Origin of the sequence: Echinicola strongylocentroti, from assembly GCF_003260975.1 — a bacterium.
Lineage (GTDB): Bacteria > Bacteroidota > Bacteroidia > Cytophagales > Cyclobacteriaceae > Echinicola > Echinicola strongylocentroti.
This window is the reverse complement of the sequence record NZ_CP030041.1, coordinates 2,639,710-2,656,069: the sequence shown is the minus strand read 5'-3', so window position 1 is coordinate 2,656,069 and position 16,360 is coordinate 2,639,710. Positions and strand designations below refer to the sequence as shown.

The 16,360-nt window shown below is 45.3% G+C and carries 10 protein-coding genes; 4 read left to right on the top strand and 6 right to left on the bottom strand.

Annotated features, from left to right (window positions below; genetic code table 11):
• Window positions 1-6: 6 nt before the first annotated feature.
• A complete protein-coding gene (locus DN752_RS10285) occupies window positions 7-1,449 on the top strand; it encodes a SusD/RagB family nutrient-binding outer membrane lipoprotein (RefSeq protein WP_112783861.1) in 1,443 nt (480 codons plus the stop codon).
• 305 nt (window positions 1,450-1,754) lie between these two features.
• Window positions 1,755-2,756, top strand: a complete 1,002-nt coding sequence (locus DN752_RS10280) for an acyl-ACP desaturase (RefSeq protein ID WP_112783860.1) — start codon at window positions 1,755-1,757, stop codon at window positions 2,754-2,756.
• Window positions 2,757-3,790: 1,034 nt separating this feature from the next.
• On the opposite strand, the gene recQ is transcribed toward DN752_RS10280, so the two are convergent.
• The 6 genes from recQ to DN752_RS10250 all read right to left on the bottom strand — a co-directional run bounded on the left by recQ (window position 3,791) and on the right by DN752_RS10250 (window position 11,921).
• Entirely contained in the window at window positions 3,791-5,917 is a 2,127-nt protein-coding gene (recQ, locus tag DN752_RS10275; protein ID WP_112783859.1) for a DNA helicase RecQ, read from the bottom strand.
• Window positions 5,918-6,109: 192 nt separating this feature from the next.
• Window positions 6,110-7,627 (bottom strand): hypothetical protein, encoded by a 1,518-nt coding sequence (locus DN752_RS10270; RefSeq protein ID WP_162633186.1) that lies wholly within the window; start codon window positions 7,625-7,627, stop codon window positions 6,110-6,112.
• A gap of 292 nt (window positions 7,628-7,919) precedes the next feature.
• Window positions 7,920-8,840 (bottom strand): rhomboid family protein, encoded by a 921-nt coding sequence (locus DN752_RS10265; RefSeq protein WP_112783857.1) that lies wholly within the window; start codon window positions 8,838-8,840, stop codon window positions 7,920-7,922.
• A 2-nt stretch (window positions 8,841-8,842) separates the two neighbouring features.
• Window positions 8,843-9,634 (bottom strand): rhomboid family intramembrane serine protease, encoded by a 792-nt coding sequence (locus DN752_RS10260; RefSeq protein ID WP_112783856.1) that lies wholly within the window; start codon window positions 9,632-9,634, stop codon window positions 8,843-8,845.
• 3 nt (window positions 9,635-9,637) lie between these two features.
• The gene (gene mutL, locus DN752_RS10255; protein WP_112783855.1) at window positions 9,638-11,512 is read right to left on the bottom strand and encodes a DNA mismatch repair endonuclease MutL; all 1,875 of its coding nucleotides are present in this window, start codon (window positions 11,510-11,512) and stop codon (window positions 9,638-9,640) included.
• Window positions 11,505-11,921 (bottom strand): hypothetical protein, encoded by a 417-nt coding sequence (locus DN752_RS10250; RefSeq protein WP_112783854.1) that lies wholly within the window; start codon window positions 11,919-11,921, stop codon window positions 11,505-11,507. Before DN752_RS10250 ends, mutL begins: the two co-directional genes overlap by 8 nt.
• Window positions 11,922-12,120: 199 nt before the next feature.
• Between DN752_RS10250 and DN752_RS10245 the strand changes: the two genes are divergently transcribed.
• Both DN752_RS10245 and bshA read left to right on the top strand, forming a co-directional pair.
• The gene (locus DN752_RS10245; RefSeq protein ID WP_317048527.1) at window positions 12,121-15,075 is read left to right on the top strand and encodes a glycoside hydrolase family 3 N-terminal domain-containing protein; all 2,955 of its coding nucleotides are present in this window, start codon (window positions 12,121-12,123) and stop codon (window positions 15,073-15,075) included.
• An 87-nt stretch (window positions 15,076-15,162) separates the two neighbouring features.
• Window positions 15,163-16,302: an N-acetyl-alpha-D-glucosaminyl L-malate synthase BshA gene (gene bshA / locus DN752_RS10240; RefSeq protein WP_112783852.1), complete on the top strand. Its 1,140-nt coding sequence runs from the start codon at window positions 15,163-15,165 to the stop codon at window positions 16,300-16,302.
• The last annotated feature ends 58 nt before the right edge of the window (window positions 16,303-16,360 follow it).

The window sequence follows — 16,360 nt, the reverse complement described above, 5'->3', positions numbered from 1 at the left end:
ACGGACATGAAAAAGATAAATATAACATTGATATTTTGTTTTCTGATTTTGGTGTCATCCTGCGTCAATAGTTTGGATGATTACAATGTGGATCAGAAAAATGCAACAGCAGTGCCGGCCGTAACATTATTCACGAATGCCGTTAAGGAACTTTCGGACGCGTTAATGACTCCGAATGTGAATGTCAATAACTATAGGTTTTATGCTCAGCATTGGACATCAACCCAATACTTGGACGAACCTCGTTACAATATGACTTCTAGGCTGATCCCCCAAAATATGTGGGATAGGCTATACAGAAATACCTTGATGGATCTGCAGGAATCCAAAAGAGTACTGTCAGCTGACAACCTTCTTGCTGAGGACATCAAAAACAACCAAATGGCCCAGATTGGTATCATGGAAGTTTACGCTTGGTCTGTAGTAGTGAATACCTTCGGAAATGCACCTTATACTGAAGCCTTGAATCCTGATATTACCTTGCCGAAGTACGATGATGCGCAGACCATTTATAATGACATTCTTTCCCGCTTGGATCAATCATTGGATATGATTACCGTAGATGCTGATGGTTTTGATGACGGTGATCTCTTTTACGAGGGAGATATGGCAAAATGGCTTAAATTTGGTAATTCCTTGAAGCTTAAGTTAGCAATGGTCATTGCTGATTCTGACGCTGCCCAAGCGCAGACATTAGTAGAGGAAGCTGCTACAAATGTCTTTACAAGTAACGAAGATAATGCAGCTTTTCCTTACATGGGAGCAGAGCCAAACAATAACCCAGTATCCTCAAATGTGAAAGGACAGTATTCCACTAGGGAAGATTACGTAGCAGCAAGTACTCTTGTAGATGCTATGAACGATCGTAATGATCCTAGGAGAATCCAGTATTTCAGTCAAGTAGATGGAGAGTTCATTGGTGGTGAATATGGCTTTGCCAACAGTTATTCTGATTTTTCTACTGTCAGTGAAAAAATAGCGAACCCTACTCAAGAAGGAGTATTGTTGGACTATGCCGAAACCAGTTTCTTGTTGGCTGAAGCTGCCGAGAGAGGCTATAATGTAAGCGGAACTGCGGAAGAGCATTATACCAATGCAGTAACTGCTTCCATCACTTACTGGGGAGGAACTGCTGCTGATGCAAATGCTTACTTGGCTCAGTCTTCTGTAGACTATAGCTCCGCTTCCGGTGATTGGAAAGAAGTTATTGGTACGCAAAAGTGGATCGCACTTTACAATAGAGGCTATGATGCGTGGCTTGAGTGGAGAAGACTCGATGCGCCTAATTTGCAGCCTCCTCAAGTAGAGGGTGCCAGTGCTCTTGTCATTCCTTTGAGGCTGATCTATCCTGTGAACGAGCAGACATTGAACGGAGCAAATAGAGCTGAAGCTGCCGAAGCTATAGGAGGTGATGAAGGCAAGACAGCCCTTTTCTGGGACGTGAATTAATACCTTTATATACTTTAGAAGTTGATAAAATGCTACCTGCTATTGCGGGTAGCATTTTTTTTTTCAAGCCAGTTCTTCAGTGCATCCAAGCAGTTTACTCCCCTCGGCAAACAGAATTTTTTCTCTTTTTTATGCGTCTTGTTATTAAATAGCTAACTTGTGGCGTTTAAGAAAACATCTTAACCTTAAAAACGTTTTCATTAATACCACGCTCAATATTATTGACCTGAATGTGGTGAATATAAATGAAAATGCGTCGAGGAAACAGGTCAACTCTTCAAACGCCCAAATAGAAGAAACATAGTATGAAAGGTACGGAAACCATTAATTACGAATTGGAGAAGAATCTCGAGGTGATCAATCAGCTTGATGAGTTGGTGGGAGAAACTGTGGATACTGTATTGCTAGACCCTGACGATTGCTGGCAGCCAACGGATTTTCTTCCGGATATGACCTTGCCTGATGCGCTTGATGAGGTTAAAAAACTCCAGGAACGCGCTGCAGGAATCCCTGATACCATTATCACATCCCTCATTGGGAACATGATTACCGAAGAGGCACTGCCAAGTTACCAGACTTATTTCAACCTACTGGAAGGCATTAATCCTGAAGGCAGCTTGTTGAGTGAGCGTGGTTGGGTAAGATGGTCCAAAGCCTGGACGGCAGAAGAAAACCGTCATGGTGACCTGCTGAACAAGTACCTTTACCTGTCTGGAAGGGCAGATATGAAAAAGGTAGAACAGACTATCCATAGACTCATTTACAATGGTTTCGATCCCAAATCTGACAAGGATCCTTTCCAAGCCATCATCTATACCTCTTTTCAAGAGCGTGCCACCAAGGTGAGCCACGTCAATACAGGTAAGTTAGCTCATAAGGCAGGAGACGACTCCTTGGCCAGAATCTGTAAGACGATCGCTGGCGATGAAGCGAGACATGAAAAGGCCTATAAATCTTTTATGTCCAGGATCTTTGAGATAGATCCAAATGGAGCAGTGCTGGCTTTCGAAAAAATGATGAGGAAGCAGATTGTCATGCCTGCGGTTTTGATGGGCAAAGGAGGGAGCAACCCCACACTTTTCGATCAGTTTTCAGCTATTACACAAAAAATTGGTGTATATACCGGATGGGATTATGCAAGAATTATCGATCATCTGGTGAAATTATGGAAGATCGAAACCTTGACTGGCTTAGAAGGACCAGCTGCAAAAGCGCAGGAGTACCTCTCTGGATTGGCTGGACGCTATATGAGGCTAGCTGACAGGATGAAAACCCCAGATGAAATCAGCCTTGCTTGGCTAAAGTAACCTTAAACCAGGTTAAAAAGAACTGAGAGAAACTTATATATGGCCGGCAATTTGCCGGCTTTTTTTATGCTTGAGGAAAAAAATAAGAGGCCGTAAAAAGTAAGAATTAAAATGGCCTCTTGATATTTCGTTATTCACTTAAAACAAAGTGGAAAAAGTTGCTTAATCACCCTACTCCAAAGGTAGGCCATAAAGATTTCCCAAAAAATACCCAGTTTGGGGTATTTTTTGGTTTTTATGCCCTTTGTTTATTGTTTCGAGATGTTGGTAAGAACGGAGGGTTTTTGTGTATAAGAAGTTGTTCTATAGTTTGTTAGGTGCTTTGGGGATACCTTATGGTGATAAGGAATGTTATAACTTGACAAATTATTGCTTTTGAGGATCATTCAATTTGGGATCAAATAAAAAGGTTCAAGGATAACAAAGTTGTATTAAAAAACCCGGTTTAAACCCGGAATATGCATTAGCCTATCTACGTCATGGCGCAGAGGTATTGCGATCTGATCCGCCGCGGCTGACAAAATCAGCCGCTTCACTTTAGTTTTCGGTTCTGTCTGGCAGCTAGACCATAGCCGCTAGGCTAACATCTGTAAGTTGCTGAAAACCTATATTCTTATTGATGTCTGCGTTATTCATAACTGGCTAAGGGGATTTCAAATCCCCATTATCTCGGTTCGGGATTACAAATCTCGAACAGCTAAGAACAGCTAAGAATTAATCGCTCAAATGTGATGTACCTACGGCACATTACTGAGGACTGATGGTCGTGGTTGTTACCAAGCTTCGATGCCTACGGCATGATGCCCTAAAGCCAATAAAAAAGGTTTGGTACTAATGGTTCCGCAGCATAGCTGTCGGAACGACGGTTCTCTCCACTGTTTCTACGCTCCAATGGCGGATGGGTAATCGATTTAATGATCCAACTAAGTACAGCAAGAAAAATAATTGACCAATGAAAATATGTAGAACCAGTGAAACCAAATACATACTCACTAAACGTATTTGGTTCCAGGCGTTAAGCACCTCAATAATGCTTATTGCTCTTCAGCGATGGCGACTTTTATCTGAAAGTAAGAATAGCGATCACCAAAATGTTCTTTGATGGGTTTTAGGAACCGTCCTTCTTGCCTTCTGTAAAATAGCCGTATGTTTAGCAGGTCGTCCTTGGATACAAAAGCTTCTGCGCTGATTTTTTTCAGCCTAACCAATTTGGCAATATGCCCCTCGATGGTGGTCAGGCTCATCTCTCGTTCTTTTGCTATTTCAAATAGATCCAAGCCATCCCTAAGGTGTTGTAGCGTGACCAGTTCCGTTTTGGAAACCCCAGAGCGGTTGCTTGTTGGGCTTTTATTGACAGTAAGTTTCTTTTTGGATTTGAGCTGGTGTTCTTCAGCATAAGCGTTGATTATGGGGACAAAGTGGCCTTCATAATTTTCAGCCTTAAGTTGCCCTACGCCTGACATTTGTAAAAAGGCCTCATGGTCTTGCGGAAGATAAGTGGCCATTTCTACCAAGGTATTATCAGAAAAAATCACATAGGGTGGTACATTTTCCTTCTGGGCAAGACCGAAACGGATGCGTTTGAGCTCTTCAAAAAGTTCTTCTTCATAAGGCGTACTTTTCTTTTGATGCTCCAGCGCACCTTCCTCCATGTTGAGAAGGAATTTTTCCCTGTTTTTCAGTTTTTCCCAAGCTGTGGTAGTGAGCTTTAACGTAGGAAACTGCGTGCCAGCTTCTGCCAAGTACCCTTCTTGTTGGAGGTGTTGTCCAAGTTTTTTCCAAAAATCTTCGGTTTTGTCCTTGCCGACGCCATATACTGACAGCGATTTGTGCTCTTCTTGGATCTTGGCAGATTTAGATCCTCGCAGTACCAGGACGCAATAGCCAAGTCCATAATTTTCTTTGAGCCGGACGATGGCGGACAGTAGCATCTGGGATGGCATGGTCATGTCTTGTTTGTTGCCTTTGCTCAGGCAGCGGTCACAGTTGCCGCAGTCCTTTTGCTCCTCCTCACCAAAGTAGCCTAAGAGGTACTTTCTCCTACAGGTGTTGGATTGGCAGAAGTTTTTCATTTTGTCCAGCTTGCCCAGCATGACTTCCGAATATTCCGGATTGTCAGGAGTGTCGATCATACGCTGGAGGGTCATCACATCCGCATAGCTGTAAAAGAGCAAGGCATCACTGGGCAGTCCGTCACGACCTGCACGCCCAGTTTCCTGATAGTAGCTCTCGACATTTTGAGGCATGTTCATGTGGACCACAAAACGCACATTGGACTTGTCGATCCCCATACCAAAGGCGATGGTGGCCACCATGATTTTGACCTCATCTTTGATGAATTTTTCTTGGTGGCTGGCGCGCGTCTGTCTGTCAAGGCCCGCATGGTAAGGTAAGGCAGAAAGCCCGGCAGCTTGCAGCCGATCAGCCATGTCTTCGACGTTTTTACGGGACAGGCAGTAGATGATGCCCGAATTCTTCTGGTGGTATTCCAAAAACTCCAATAGCTTGTCAAACGAATTTCTTTTGGGGACAATGCGGTAGGTAATATTGGGTCTGTCAAAGCTGGAGATAAACCACTTTGGTTTTTTTAGCCCCAGTTTATCAGCGATGTCTGCCCGGGTCTGCTTGTCTGCTGTAGCAGTAAGTGCTATAAAGGGCACAGCAGGCAGTTCCTGTCTCAGCCGGCCAATCATCAAGTAGTCAGGTCTGAAATCATGTCCCCACTGGGACACACAGTGTGCTTCATCAATGGCCACTAGGGACATTGGGGTGGCTTTGAGGGTTTCAGTAAGCGGAAAAGCACCACCAAAGAGCCTTTCTGGCGCTACATAGAGTAGCTTCAACTTGCCTGACTTGATTTCTTCGGAGACAAAACGTTGTTCACTGGCACTCTGGGAAGAATTGAGATAGGCGGCAGCGATGCCTATGCCATTGAGCGCATCGACTTGATCTTTCATCAAGGCAATCAGTGGTGAAATGACCAGCGTAAGGCCCTCATTGACCATGGCTGGGATTTGATAGCAGACGGATTTGCCACCACCAGTGGGCATAAGGACGATGGTGTCCTGCTTCTTTAAAATGCTCTGGATAATGGCCTCTTGCTGACCGCGAAAATTATCGTATCCATAAAAATTCTTCAGTACTTCCTTTGGGGTAATCATGCGCTGCTTTACTCGTTCTACAATCCTTAAACCGAGCTAAAGTTAATCAACTTTTCAGGGGAAAAGAATTTTCAAAAAACCAATCTCGTGCAGACTAAACTTAAAATTGGCAATAATTAACAGTAGAGCCTGAAGATGTAAAAGTTATCCACAGTAAATCATCTAGAACCGATATTTATATCCTAGCGCTATTCATTGATGGAGAATTTTGATATGCTCAATTTTATCCTCCCAAATGATCTCCAGAATCAGCAATCCCCGTGGTGCATTGCTCAATAAGGAATGGATGGGAATGATCTGTTGGGAGGGCAGTTTCAGGTGGGCGATTTCATTGGAAGTGGTAGGGGAATAGAGCCGAACGCTGATTTCATGGCTGCTAGCGGCAAGGTGCTTTGGCCGTAGAAGAAAAAGCTGGCCAGTGCTGGGGTTAGGGTAGGCAGTCCATTCGTTTTTTGAAGTGATGGGAACAGTAAGTGAGATGACTTTAGTAAATGTGTGCGTTTCATCAAAATCCACCTGTCTGATACGATAGTATAACCTATTGGTCGGAAAACTACCCACTTTGTCATAGTAAGTGTAAGAGGAAGGCTGGTCGGCCCATCCTTTGGCGGGAAGCTGCCCAACTGTCTGAAAAGAGTCCGATGGAGCATGCATGCGCTCTATTTCAAAATGACTGCTTTCCCATTCCTTGGCAGTGGACCAATCGAGTTTTGTATAGCCAGTAATGGGATCAAATTCAGCATAGAAATCCAACCAGATCACGGGCACGATCGAGCATTCTTCCTCAAAAAACTGCCCTTCATGGAGCTCTTCTGTGGAAATTCCAGTTGGAAATTCATAACAGGTATATATGGTGGCATCATCAGCAGTGATCAGGGCACCACTGCCATTGGTGTCGATGTTACCACCTACTTCTACGATGCTCTCTCCATCCTCATCGCCTCCAGGTTCATTATAATCACCGATAAATGTCATGCTTGAATTGCCATTCATTTCCAGCGTCCCTTCAGGTTCTGAGGCATAGACGGTACTGTTTTCTGCTACTTCAAAGACCAAATGCGAGTTGCCGCGTACGGTGATGGAAGTGGTGCTGAAAAAACCATCGACATCAATCAAGCCAAACACTGCAGGATTATTGGAAGGATTATGAATTTCCAAGCTGCCTTCGATATCCATACCGGCATTGGCATCAATGGCGATCATGCCTATCCCGTCAATCTCCACATCGCCAATATTGGCAAAGTTGGTAATGGGGTCGGAAGGTAGCCGGTCGGTATCTCCGGTCAGGGAGAAAATGGCTTGGTCATTGACCGTTAGTGTCCCATTGATATTTATTGTGGATAAAGGCTCTTCAAAAATCACGTTCATTGTTTTGTCATCATTTATGGTGACATTATTACCAAAAGTGAGCGATGCACCATTATTGATATAAATGTCCGTATTGCCGGGGAAGTTGAGTGAATTGGGGCGTGACAAGTCGTCATTGATGATGATTTCGGTTTGGCAAGTACTTGCTCCAGGAGGGGTGGTATTAGGGGAGGCACAAGAAGGCTCGATAATGGTAATGTCCCAGCAGTTTCCATTATTCCACTGGCCATTGCACCCAGGATTGTCCGGGACAAAGGTGTATTGTTGGGCGATAGCGGTACGGTGCATGGACAAAACCACTATAAACATCACTAGGAGTAAATGGAGGGCTCGACCTTTCATTATAATCTAAAAATGGTATTTATGACTATAATGTAGTGATTTAAAGTTTATTTCATAAGTGTTTTTTTATTTTATTAAATTCAAATTCTTGTATATTATAAAGGGGTAGTCTCTTGGGTTTTGCACGTAGCCAAACTTTATAAACAAGTTTTTACGTCCTTTTATTCAGGTGTAAATTGTTTTCAAAAGCAGTCTCGCATCAAGAAACGAATATTGCTTCACTCCCTTGCATTACGTTGAATTGTGTTCGCTATCGAGAAGTCATGATTGTCTTTGCGCTATCATCTCTTTTTTACTTATTGCTGTATTCAAAGAGCTTTCTTTTTTCTTCCTTGCTGAGACTATCATAGCCTTTATCGGCTATTTTGTCGAGGATTTTGTCAATTTCCTCTTGTGTGGTTCCTTCTTTCTTGGAGTTTTTGGTCTCAGTGTCACGCAGTGGTTCACTTTTGTAGGGTGCATTTTTCTTCCGGTAGGACACCTTGACATTGGGTCGTCCGGAGAGGATATTTTCGAAGAATTTACCTACTCCCTGCACGGGAGCACCCAAATCGGTTCCTTTGCGGAGCATCGTGATATAAAAATAACCCAAGGCCGCACCGCCCAAGTGGGCCAATTCACCACCGGCATTGGCGCCAGTACTGTTGGCAAAGGCAATGACCACATAGAAAATAGCAATGTATTTTATCTTGACAGGTCCCAAAAGGATCAGGTGAAACGTAGTATCAGGGGTAAGCGTCGCCGCGCCTACGACAATGGCATAGACTCCTGCACTGGCTCCCAGCATCAGGGCGACATCTCTTTGTTCGATAAAGAAGGGTGCTACATTGTACATGATGACGTAGAGAACAGCACCCGCCAGTCCACCTAATATGTAGAGGTTGGCCAATTTCCTGCTGCCCAGGTATTCTTGCACCAGAAGCCCAAACCAGTACAGGAAAAGCATATTGAAAAGGATATGGAAAATCCCTTCATGCATAAACATGTACGTGAGAATGGACCAAGGCTGTGTGATGATCCTGCCCACTTCAGCGGGCATCATAAAGTAGCTTATGATGTGTTGGTAGAGTGCCTCTTCACCACTGATGGTGAGAAAAACCCTGAGTACCATGAATACCAAAAAGACAAGGATGTTAATGGCCAATAACTTGTAAAGGCTGTTGTCCTTGTGATTAAAAGCGTTTTTTAAATAATACCAGAATCCTCCGTACATGATCAGTAAAAGCTAGTTCTATTCTTTTTCCAGAAAGTTACCAAAATCGCGCCGATAATTAAACCACTAAAATGCGCAAAGTGAGCCACGTTATCCGTGGGGTTATTGACGATGATGTTATAGACGGTGTAGAGCCCATAAAAGAGCACCAAGTACTTGGCCTTGATCGGCATGGGCGGGAAGAGCAAAAACAGCTGCGTATTGGGAAACAGCATCCCAAAAGCCACTAAGATACCAAACAGCGCACCAGAAGCCCCTACCATGGGGATATTTGACTTATACTCCCTTACTTGGTTCATGTTGGCCTTTGCCTGCTGAACATAAGACTCATTGCTCGGATCACGGCTAAATCTGTCGATCAAATCATAAATGCTTGATTTGAACATGTAGCTGTTGTCTGAAACAAACTGGTTAAAGACCTCTGGGTCGGGGTTGTTGTAGAATGTTTCGATTTTCTGGTTCAGCTGGTTCATCTGGAAGGCGGTATAGCCTGAATACAATACACCAGCACCTACGCCGCAGACCATCCATAGGGTGAGCAGCTTTTTGGGGCCAAGGAATTGCTCCAGCAAGGGACCGAAGATAAATAGTCCAAACATATTGCTGATCAGGTGCCATATACCAGCATGCATAAACATGTACGTCAAAAACTGAAATGGCATGAAAAATTTGCTCTCTATGTAGTATAGTGCAAACCATGCCTGCAGCTGCGGCATGAGAAAGCTGGCCACTACGTAGATGCCCACATTGATCAGCAATAGGTTTTTGACGACGGGGGTTAGTGATCTAAACATATATTATTTTTCAAAAAAACTGCGTATTTTACTTAAATCAAGTTTTACAAAGGTTTTGTTCCCCGAAAGCCCATAATTTGGGTTTTGGCAAGCAAATAACTGCCCGACCAAGGTCTCCATTTCTTGGCTTTTGAGCTTGGTGCCCTTCTTGATCGACGATTTCTTTGCCAAAGACCGCGCCAAGTTTTCCTTGTTGTCCAAGGACAGTTCGGATTTAAAGTGATTGAATTGTTCTAAAAGCCCTTCAAACAAGGCTTTTTCATTGTTGACCTGTACATCTGCAGGGACACCCTTGATCAATAGCGTGTTTTTTCCAAATTCCTCTATGACAAATCCCAAGCTATTAAGCTCCTCGTGAAGGTCCATGGCCAAGGTATAATCGGCCAGACTCAGGCTCAGGCTTTGAGGAAAGAGGCATTGCTGTGAGGCACCACCGGTGTTTTTCAGCTGCTTGATATAGCGCTCGTACAGGATGCGTTCATGGCTGGCTTGCTGGTCTATCAGCAATAGTCCAGTGCCCAGCTGCGCTACGATATAATTCAGCTCTACTTGAAATGTCGTGCCAGTATTTCGCTCCTCGGCAGGGTGTGCAGAAGGGAGTGGTTCGGGAGTAAAACTACTCCCCTCATCTTCTTCATTGGCACGGCTGGAGAAGGTAAGCAGCTCCGATGAATCATCGGAGGTTTCTTTTATGGCTGATTCCCTAACATCACTGTTTTTTTCTCCCTCAAACAAGCGTTCCCAGCCAGAAGTATCCTGTTTTTTGAAGGAAGGGGTGCTGTAGGTTTTATAGCTGTTTTCCCTGCTGACTTCGTCCTTTCTTACCTCGTCGTTTTTCCAGTTTTCGGTAAAATTCACATCCAAGCTAAAGTCCAGCGTGGGAACGACATTGTGTGCTCCCAAAGCTTGCTTTACGCCAGCCCTGACTACCGAGTAGATGGTGCGCTCATCATCAAACTTTATTTCTGTTTTGGTCGGGTGGACATTGATATCGATGTGGGAAGGGTCCAGTTCCAAGAACAGTACATAGAAAGGATGCTGATCGGATGCCATCAGTCCATCGAAGGCATTGGTTACGGCATGATTGAGGTAATTGCTTTTGATATAGCGGTTGTTTACGAAGAAATACTGCTCTCCGCGTGATTTTTTGGCGTTTTCGGGTTTGCCTACATAGCCCTTGATGGTAACATGGGGAGTGTCCTCTTCACAAGCCACCAGCTGACTTTGGTAGTTTTTTCCAAAGATTCCCACGATCCGTTGGCTGAGTTTGCCCGAACTGAGCTTGAACAGCTCCATGTCATTGTGCATTAAGCTAAAGCTCACTTCAGGATTGGCCAAGGCTACCCGCTGAAACTCCTCTACGATGTGTTTCATCTCCACGGGATTGGACTTGAGAAAATTTCTCCGTGCAGGTACGTTGAAGAAGAGATTTTTTACGGAAATGGAGGTGCCTTCTGGACATACGACAGGCTCCTGTTTTTTGACTTCCGAGCCCTCGATGCAGATCAGGGTACCAAGTTCCTCTCCCATTGCCCTGGTCTTGAGCTCTACCTGAGCGACTGCAGCGATGGAAGCCATGGCTTCGCCCCGAAAGCCAAATGTCCTGATGGCAAAGAGGTCTTCTGAACTTCTGATTTTGGAAGTGGCATGTCGTTCAAAGCACATTCGGGCATCGGTAAGGCTCATCCCTTTGCCATTGTCTATGACCTGGATGAGTATTTTGCCGGCCTCCTTGATGACCACTTGTATATCTGTCGCCCCTGCATCAATAGCATTTTCCAAGAGTTCCTTTAGTGCAGATGAGGGACGCTGTACTACTTCTCCGGCGGCAATCTGGTTAGCGATAGCATCCGGCAGAAGTTGGATAATATCACTCATTTGTTTTGCCTTTCAATCTAAACAAGAACAGCACGACGGCTATTCCGATTCCAACGTATAGGAGTGTGTACAGTGCGTCCATTCCCCAGTACAAGTAACCGGTGATCGTACCCACTAAGACCAGCAGGATGATCATTCGCAGCATTCCTGCGCTGGAAAAGAGTTCAGATGGCTTGTTACGGATAGGACTTCCCTGGGTAAAGGCTCCTCGAATAGAAGAACCTTCGGCCCTTCGATAGGCTTCTTCAATATCTTGGTCTTTTCCATTAGAAAGCAATCCTTCAGCCTCCAGCTGTCGCTTGATCCTGGAAGTGCGTTGTTCGATTTCTTCTTTCACAGGATCATAGTGCCTTGGCTTGATGTCAAAGCGCATAGGATGGGCCGTTCTAAATATGGATGGAAATTTCATGCTGATAATTGAATTCGTTTACACTATCATAACGTTAAATATGGTAACGTTGGTTTTGCTTGTCACTATTTATGGTAGGGAAAAGCTTGAATATTCGTAAATTTAGAGATTACTTGCAAGAAACTGTCTACAGTAATCTATACAAAGTTATTTTAAATTTTAAGCAATAAAAATTAAACAATCGGATGAATCAAAAAGTTTGGCGAGTGCTGTTCGTCCTGCTGCTCATTGGGGGATGGTCTTTTTTCAACTATCTTTTGGGTTTGACAACAAAGAGATCGATAATTATGGTGATCCCCTTAGGACCAGGGATTATGTGGCGCAGAAAAAGTGGGTGGATAGTGTTTTTAACAGGCTGACATTCGAAGAGCGCTTGGGGCAGCTGTTCATGGTGGCAGCATACTCCAATCAAGGTGAGGCACATAAGAAAAAAATAGCGAAGCTCATCCGTGAGGAGCAGCTCGGAGGTTTGATTTTCTTTCAGGGCGGTCCTGTAAGACAAGCCCATTTGACCAATTATTACCAATCCATCGCCAAAACACCGCTGATGATCGCCATGGATGCCGAATGGGGCGTCAGCATGCGGCTGGACAGTGTGCTGAAGTTTCCCAAACAAATGACCTTGGGGGCCATCAGAGATGATGAGTTGATATATGATATGGGCACGGAGATCGCCCGTCAGTTTAAGGAACTGGGAATGCACATCAATTTTGCCCCCGTCGTGGACGTCAACTCCAATCCCAATAACCCCGTAATCGGTTACCGGGCATTTGGAGAGCAAAAGGAAAAGGTGGCCAAAAAGGCCGTTGCCTATATGAAGGGACTCCAAGACCACGGGGTGATGGCCAATGCCAAGCATTTTCCGGGCCATGGCGATACCGATTCGGACTCCCACTATACCACGCCGGTCATCAATAATTCAAAGGAGCAAATTCAAGACGTTGACTTATACCCTTACCGTCAGCTGATCAAAGAAAACCTGATGAGTGTGATGGTGGCCCACCTGCATATTCCCAGCTTGGGCACTACTTCCGGTAAACCGACTACCCTAACACCTGCCGTGGTCAATGACTTGCTCAAAAAGGACATGGGTTTTGAAGGATTGGTGTTTACCGATGCCTTGAACATGAGAGGAGTGAGTAATTTGCATGCGCCGGGAGAGGTGGACCTTCTCGCACTCCTGGCCGGGAATGACGTGCTGCTCTATGCAGAGGATGTCCCCAAGTCCAAGCGGCTGATCCTACAAGCGGTAGCCGATGGCCGGATATCCAAGGAACAAATAGACACCCGCGTCAAAAAAATCCTTAAGGCCAAATATTGGGCAGGCTTGAACAAGCCGCAGCATGTCGATACCGAAAAACTCGTGGAGCGACTCAGTACCTACGAAACTTCCGCACTGGTGGAGCGACTCTATGCCGGGGCGATGACCATGACAGCTAACAAAGGAGGGTTTTTGCCTATCCGCAACCAAGACCTGCTGAAGATGGCCTCTATCACACTGGGGGACGGTGGAGGGACTTTCCAGCAATACCTCGATAAATTTGGGAAGTTTAAACATTACAGGCTCGCCAGAAATAGCAATAACCAGTCTTACCGTGCCCTCGAGCAAAACCTCAAGGAGTACAATACCATAGTAGTGGGCGTTACTGACGTAAGCAATAGCCCGAGACGAAATTTTGGCATCAAGCAAGAGGACATGTACTTTATCAAAAACCTGAGCGAAAAGTACAACGTCATCACCGTTCTGTTCGGAAATGCCTATGCGGCAAAATACCTCGACGGCCTGCCCAATGTGTTGGTGGCCTATGAAGAAAATGAATATACCGAAAAGCTGGCGCCACAAGTGATCTTTGGCGCCCGGGGTGTGGATGGAGCTTTGCCTGCGACCGTAAGCCCAGCCCTGCCTGCGGGGATTTCAGTGCCCGCCCAGTCCAAAGACCGCTTAGGATATAGCCAGCCCGAAAATGAAGGAATGGACAGTCGTACGCTGAATGCCATCGATGATGTGGTCGGACAGGCCATTCGGGGTAAATCCACTCCTGGAGCTAGTGTGCTAGTGGCCAAGAATGGCAAAGTGGTCTTTGAGAGAGGTTATGGCTATTTGGATTATAGTAAGACGGCGACAGTCACTCCTGAGACAGTGTACGACTTGGCATCGATCACCAAGGTGATGGCCACTACTCAGACGGTGATGTTTTTAGCAAGCCGGGGGATGCTCGACATGAATGACCCAGTAGTACGCTATCTTCCCGAACTGAAAGGTACCAACAAGGCCAATCTTAAGCTCAAGGACATTATGGCGCACGAGGCAGGCTTGACGCCATGGATACCACACTACACCAAGACCATTTCATCAGGAAGGTGGGATCCCTCGTTTTATCATTCACAAAAAAATGCCGGATATACTATACAGGTGACCGACAAGATGTATGCAATGGATGCCTTGCCCGACAGTGTGTGGAAATGGACGGTCGAATCTCCCCTCCGGAGAAAATCCTCCAAGGGATATGGCTATAAGTATTCGGACCTGACCATGTATATCATGCAGCGCGTAGTGGAGCGAATCCTTAACCAGCCCATAAATGATTTTTTGGATCAGAATTTTTACCATCCATTGGGGCTTTATACACTTACCTACCAGCCTTTGGAAAAGTACGAGGTGGACAGGATCGCTCCTACGGAGAATGACGTGGTCTTTAGGCATGAGCTTATTCGGGGGTTTGTTCATGATCCTGGAGCGGCCATGTACGGTGGTGTGGCTGGTCATGCGGGGCTGTTTGGGACAGCACATGACCTTGCGGTGATGATGCAGATGATGTTGCAGGAAGGACAGTATGGAGGGATAAACCTATTGGATGCCAAAACCGTTAAAGAGTTTACCAAGAGACAGTCCAATCAAAGCCGTAGAGGATGGGGCTGGGATAAGCCTGATCCCGAGCCGGGAGAAGGCGGGCCAGCAGGCAAATTGGCCTCCAAAAGTAGCTTTGGGCACACAGGTTTTACGGGGACAGCCGTGTGGGCAGATCCCGATGAGGAGTTGATCTACGTCTTTCTGTCCAATAGGGTGTATCCCAATGCCAGTAATAATTCGCTGTTGAGAGAGCATGTGCGAACGGAAATCCACGATATTATTTATCAGGCTATTCGCGAATAAAAAGTGCTTTCTGGTGAACAAAAAATCCCTTGGAAAGGTTATAGCTTCTAAATTCTAAAAAAATATAGTTTTTTTAACCCTGAAAACATGAAAATCGGAATTGTCTGTTATCCCACGTTTGGTGGGAGTGGCGTTGTGGCCACGGAACTAGGGAAAGCCCTTGCCAAGGAAGGTCATGAAGTTCACTTTATTACCTATAAGCAGCCTACCCGGTTGGATTTTTTGAGCGAAAACCTTTTTTATCATGAAGTAGACATAAAGAGTTATCCGTTATTTGAGCATGCGCCATACGAGCTGGCCTTGGCCAGTAAAATGGTTAATGTGGTGAAGTTTGAGGAGTTGGACGTACTGCATGTACATTATGCCATTCCGCATGCTTCGGCAGCGTATATGGCCAAGCAGATACTGAAAACCCAAAGAATTGAGATTCCTGTGGTGACGACACTCCATGGTACGGACATCACACTGGTGGGCAAAGACCCCAGCTATGAGCCCGTCGTGACCTTCAGCATCAACCAATCCGATGGTGTGACTGCTGTGTCCGAAGATTTGAAGCGGGCGACCTATGATCATTTTGATATCCAGAATGGCATCCAGGTGATCCCGAACTTTATCGATCTGGACCGGTTCAAAAAGCAACGAAAGGAGCATTTCAAAAAAGCCATCTGTCCTGACGACGAGAAGTTGCTCGTGCATACTTCAAATTTCAGGAAGGTAAAACGGGTAGAGGACGTCATTAGGGTGTTTTACGAAGTACGGAAAGTGGTTCCTGCCAAATTGTTGTTGGTGGGGGACGGTCCCGAAAGGGACAAGATGGAACGGCTCTGTCGGGAACTCGGCACCTGTGAGGATACGCGGTTTTTAGGTAAACTGGATGCCGTGGAAGAAGTTCTTTCGGTAGCAGACCTGTTCCTGATTCCGTCTGAGAAAGAAAGTTTTGGGCTGGCAGCTTTGGAGGCCATGGCCTGCGAGGTGCCCGTGTTGTCCTCTGATGCTGGTGGGATTCCTGAGCTGAATATTGATGGAGTGACGGGATTTGCATGCAAGGTGGGAGATATTGAGGGAATGACCGAAAAAGCGTTGCATATACTTTCAGACGAAAATTTACCCGCTTTTAAGAAAAGGGCACTGGCCAGGGCCAAGGAATTCGATGTGTCCAATATTCTTCCCCGGTACGAGGAATTTTATAAAAAAACCATCGATAAAACCCTTTCACTTTCAAAATAGGTGATTTTGGTCATTATTTCCCAAAAAGAATAACTCCTTTTGGATTCAATCCGTTAAA

Coding starts and splice junctions, on each gene's coding strand:
- DN752_RS10280 (WP_112783860.1), top strand. CDS start 1,755: ATGAAAGGTACGGAAACCATTAATTACGAATTGGAGAAGAATCTCGAG.
- bshA (WP_112783852.1), top strand. CDS start 15,163: ATGAAAATCGGAATTGTCTGTTATCCCACGTTTGGTGGGAGTGGCGTT.
- mutL (WP_112783855.1), bottom strand. CDS start 11,512: ATGAGTGATATTATCCAACTTCTGCCGGATGCTATCGCTAACCAGATT.
- DN752_RS10260 (WP_112783856.1), bottom strand. CDS start 9,634: ATGTTTAGATCACTAACCCCCGTCGTCAAAAACCTATTGCTGATCAAT.
- DN752_RS10270 (WP_162633186.1), bottom strand. CDS start 7,627: ATGAAAGGTCGAGCCCTCCATTTACTCCTAGTGATGTTTATAGTGGTT.
- DN752_RS10265 (WP_112783857.1), bottom strand. CDS start 8,840: ATGTACGGAGGATTCTGGTATTATTTAAAAAACGCTTTTAATCACAAG.
- DN752_RS10285 (WP_112783861.1), top strand. CDS start 7: ATGAAAAAGATAAATATAACATTGATATTTTGTTTTCTGATTTTGGTG.
- recQ (WP_112783859.1), bottom strand. CDS start 5,917: ATGATTACCCCAAAGGAAGTACTGAAGAATTTTTATGGATACGATAAT.
- DN752_RS10250 (WP_112783854.1), bottom strand. CDS start 11,921: ATGAAATTTCCATCCATATTTAGAACGGCCCATCCTATGCGCTTTGAC.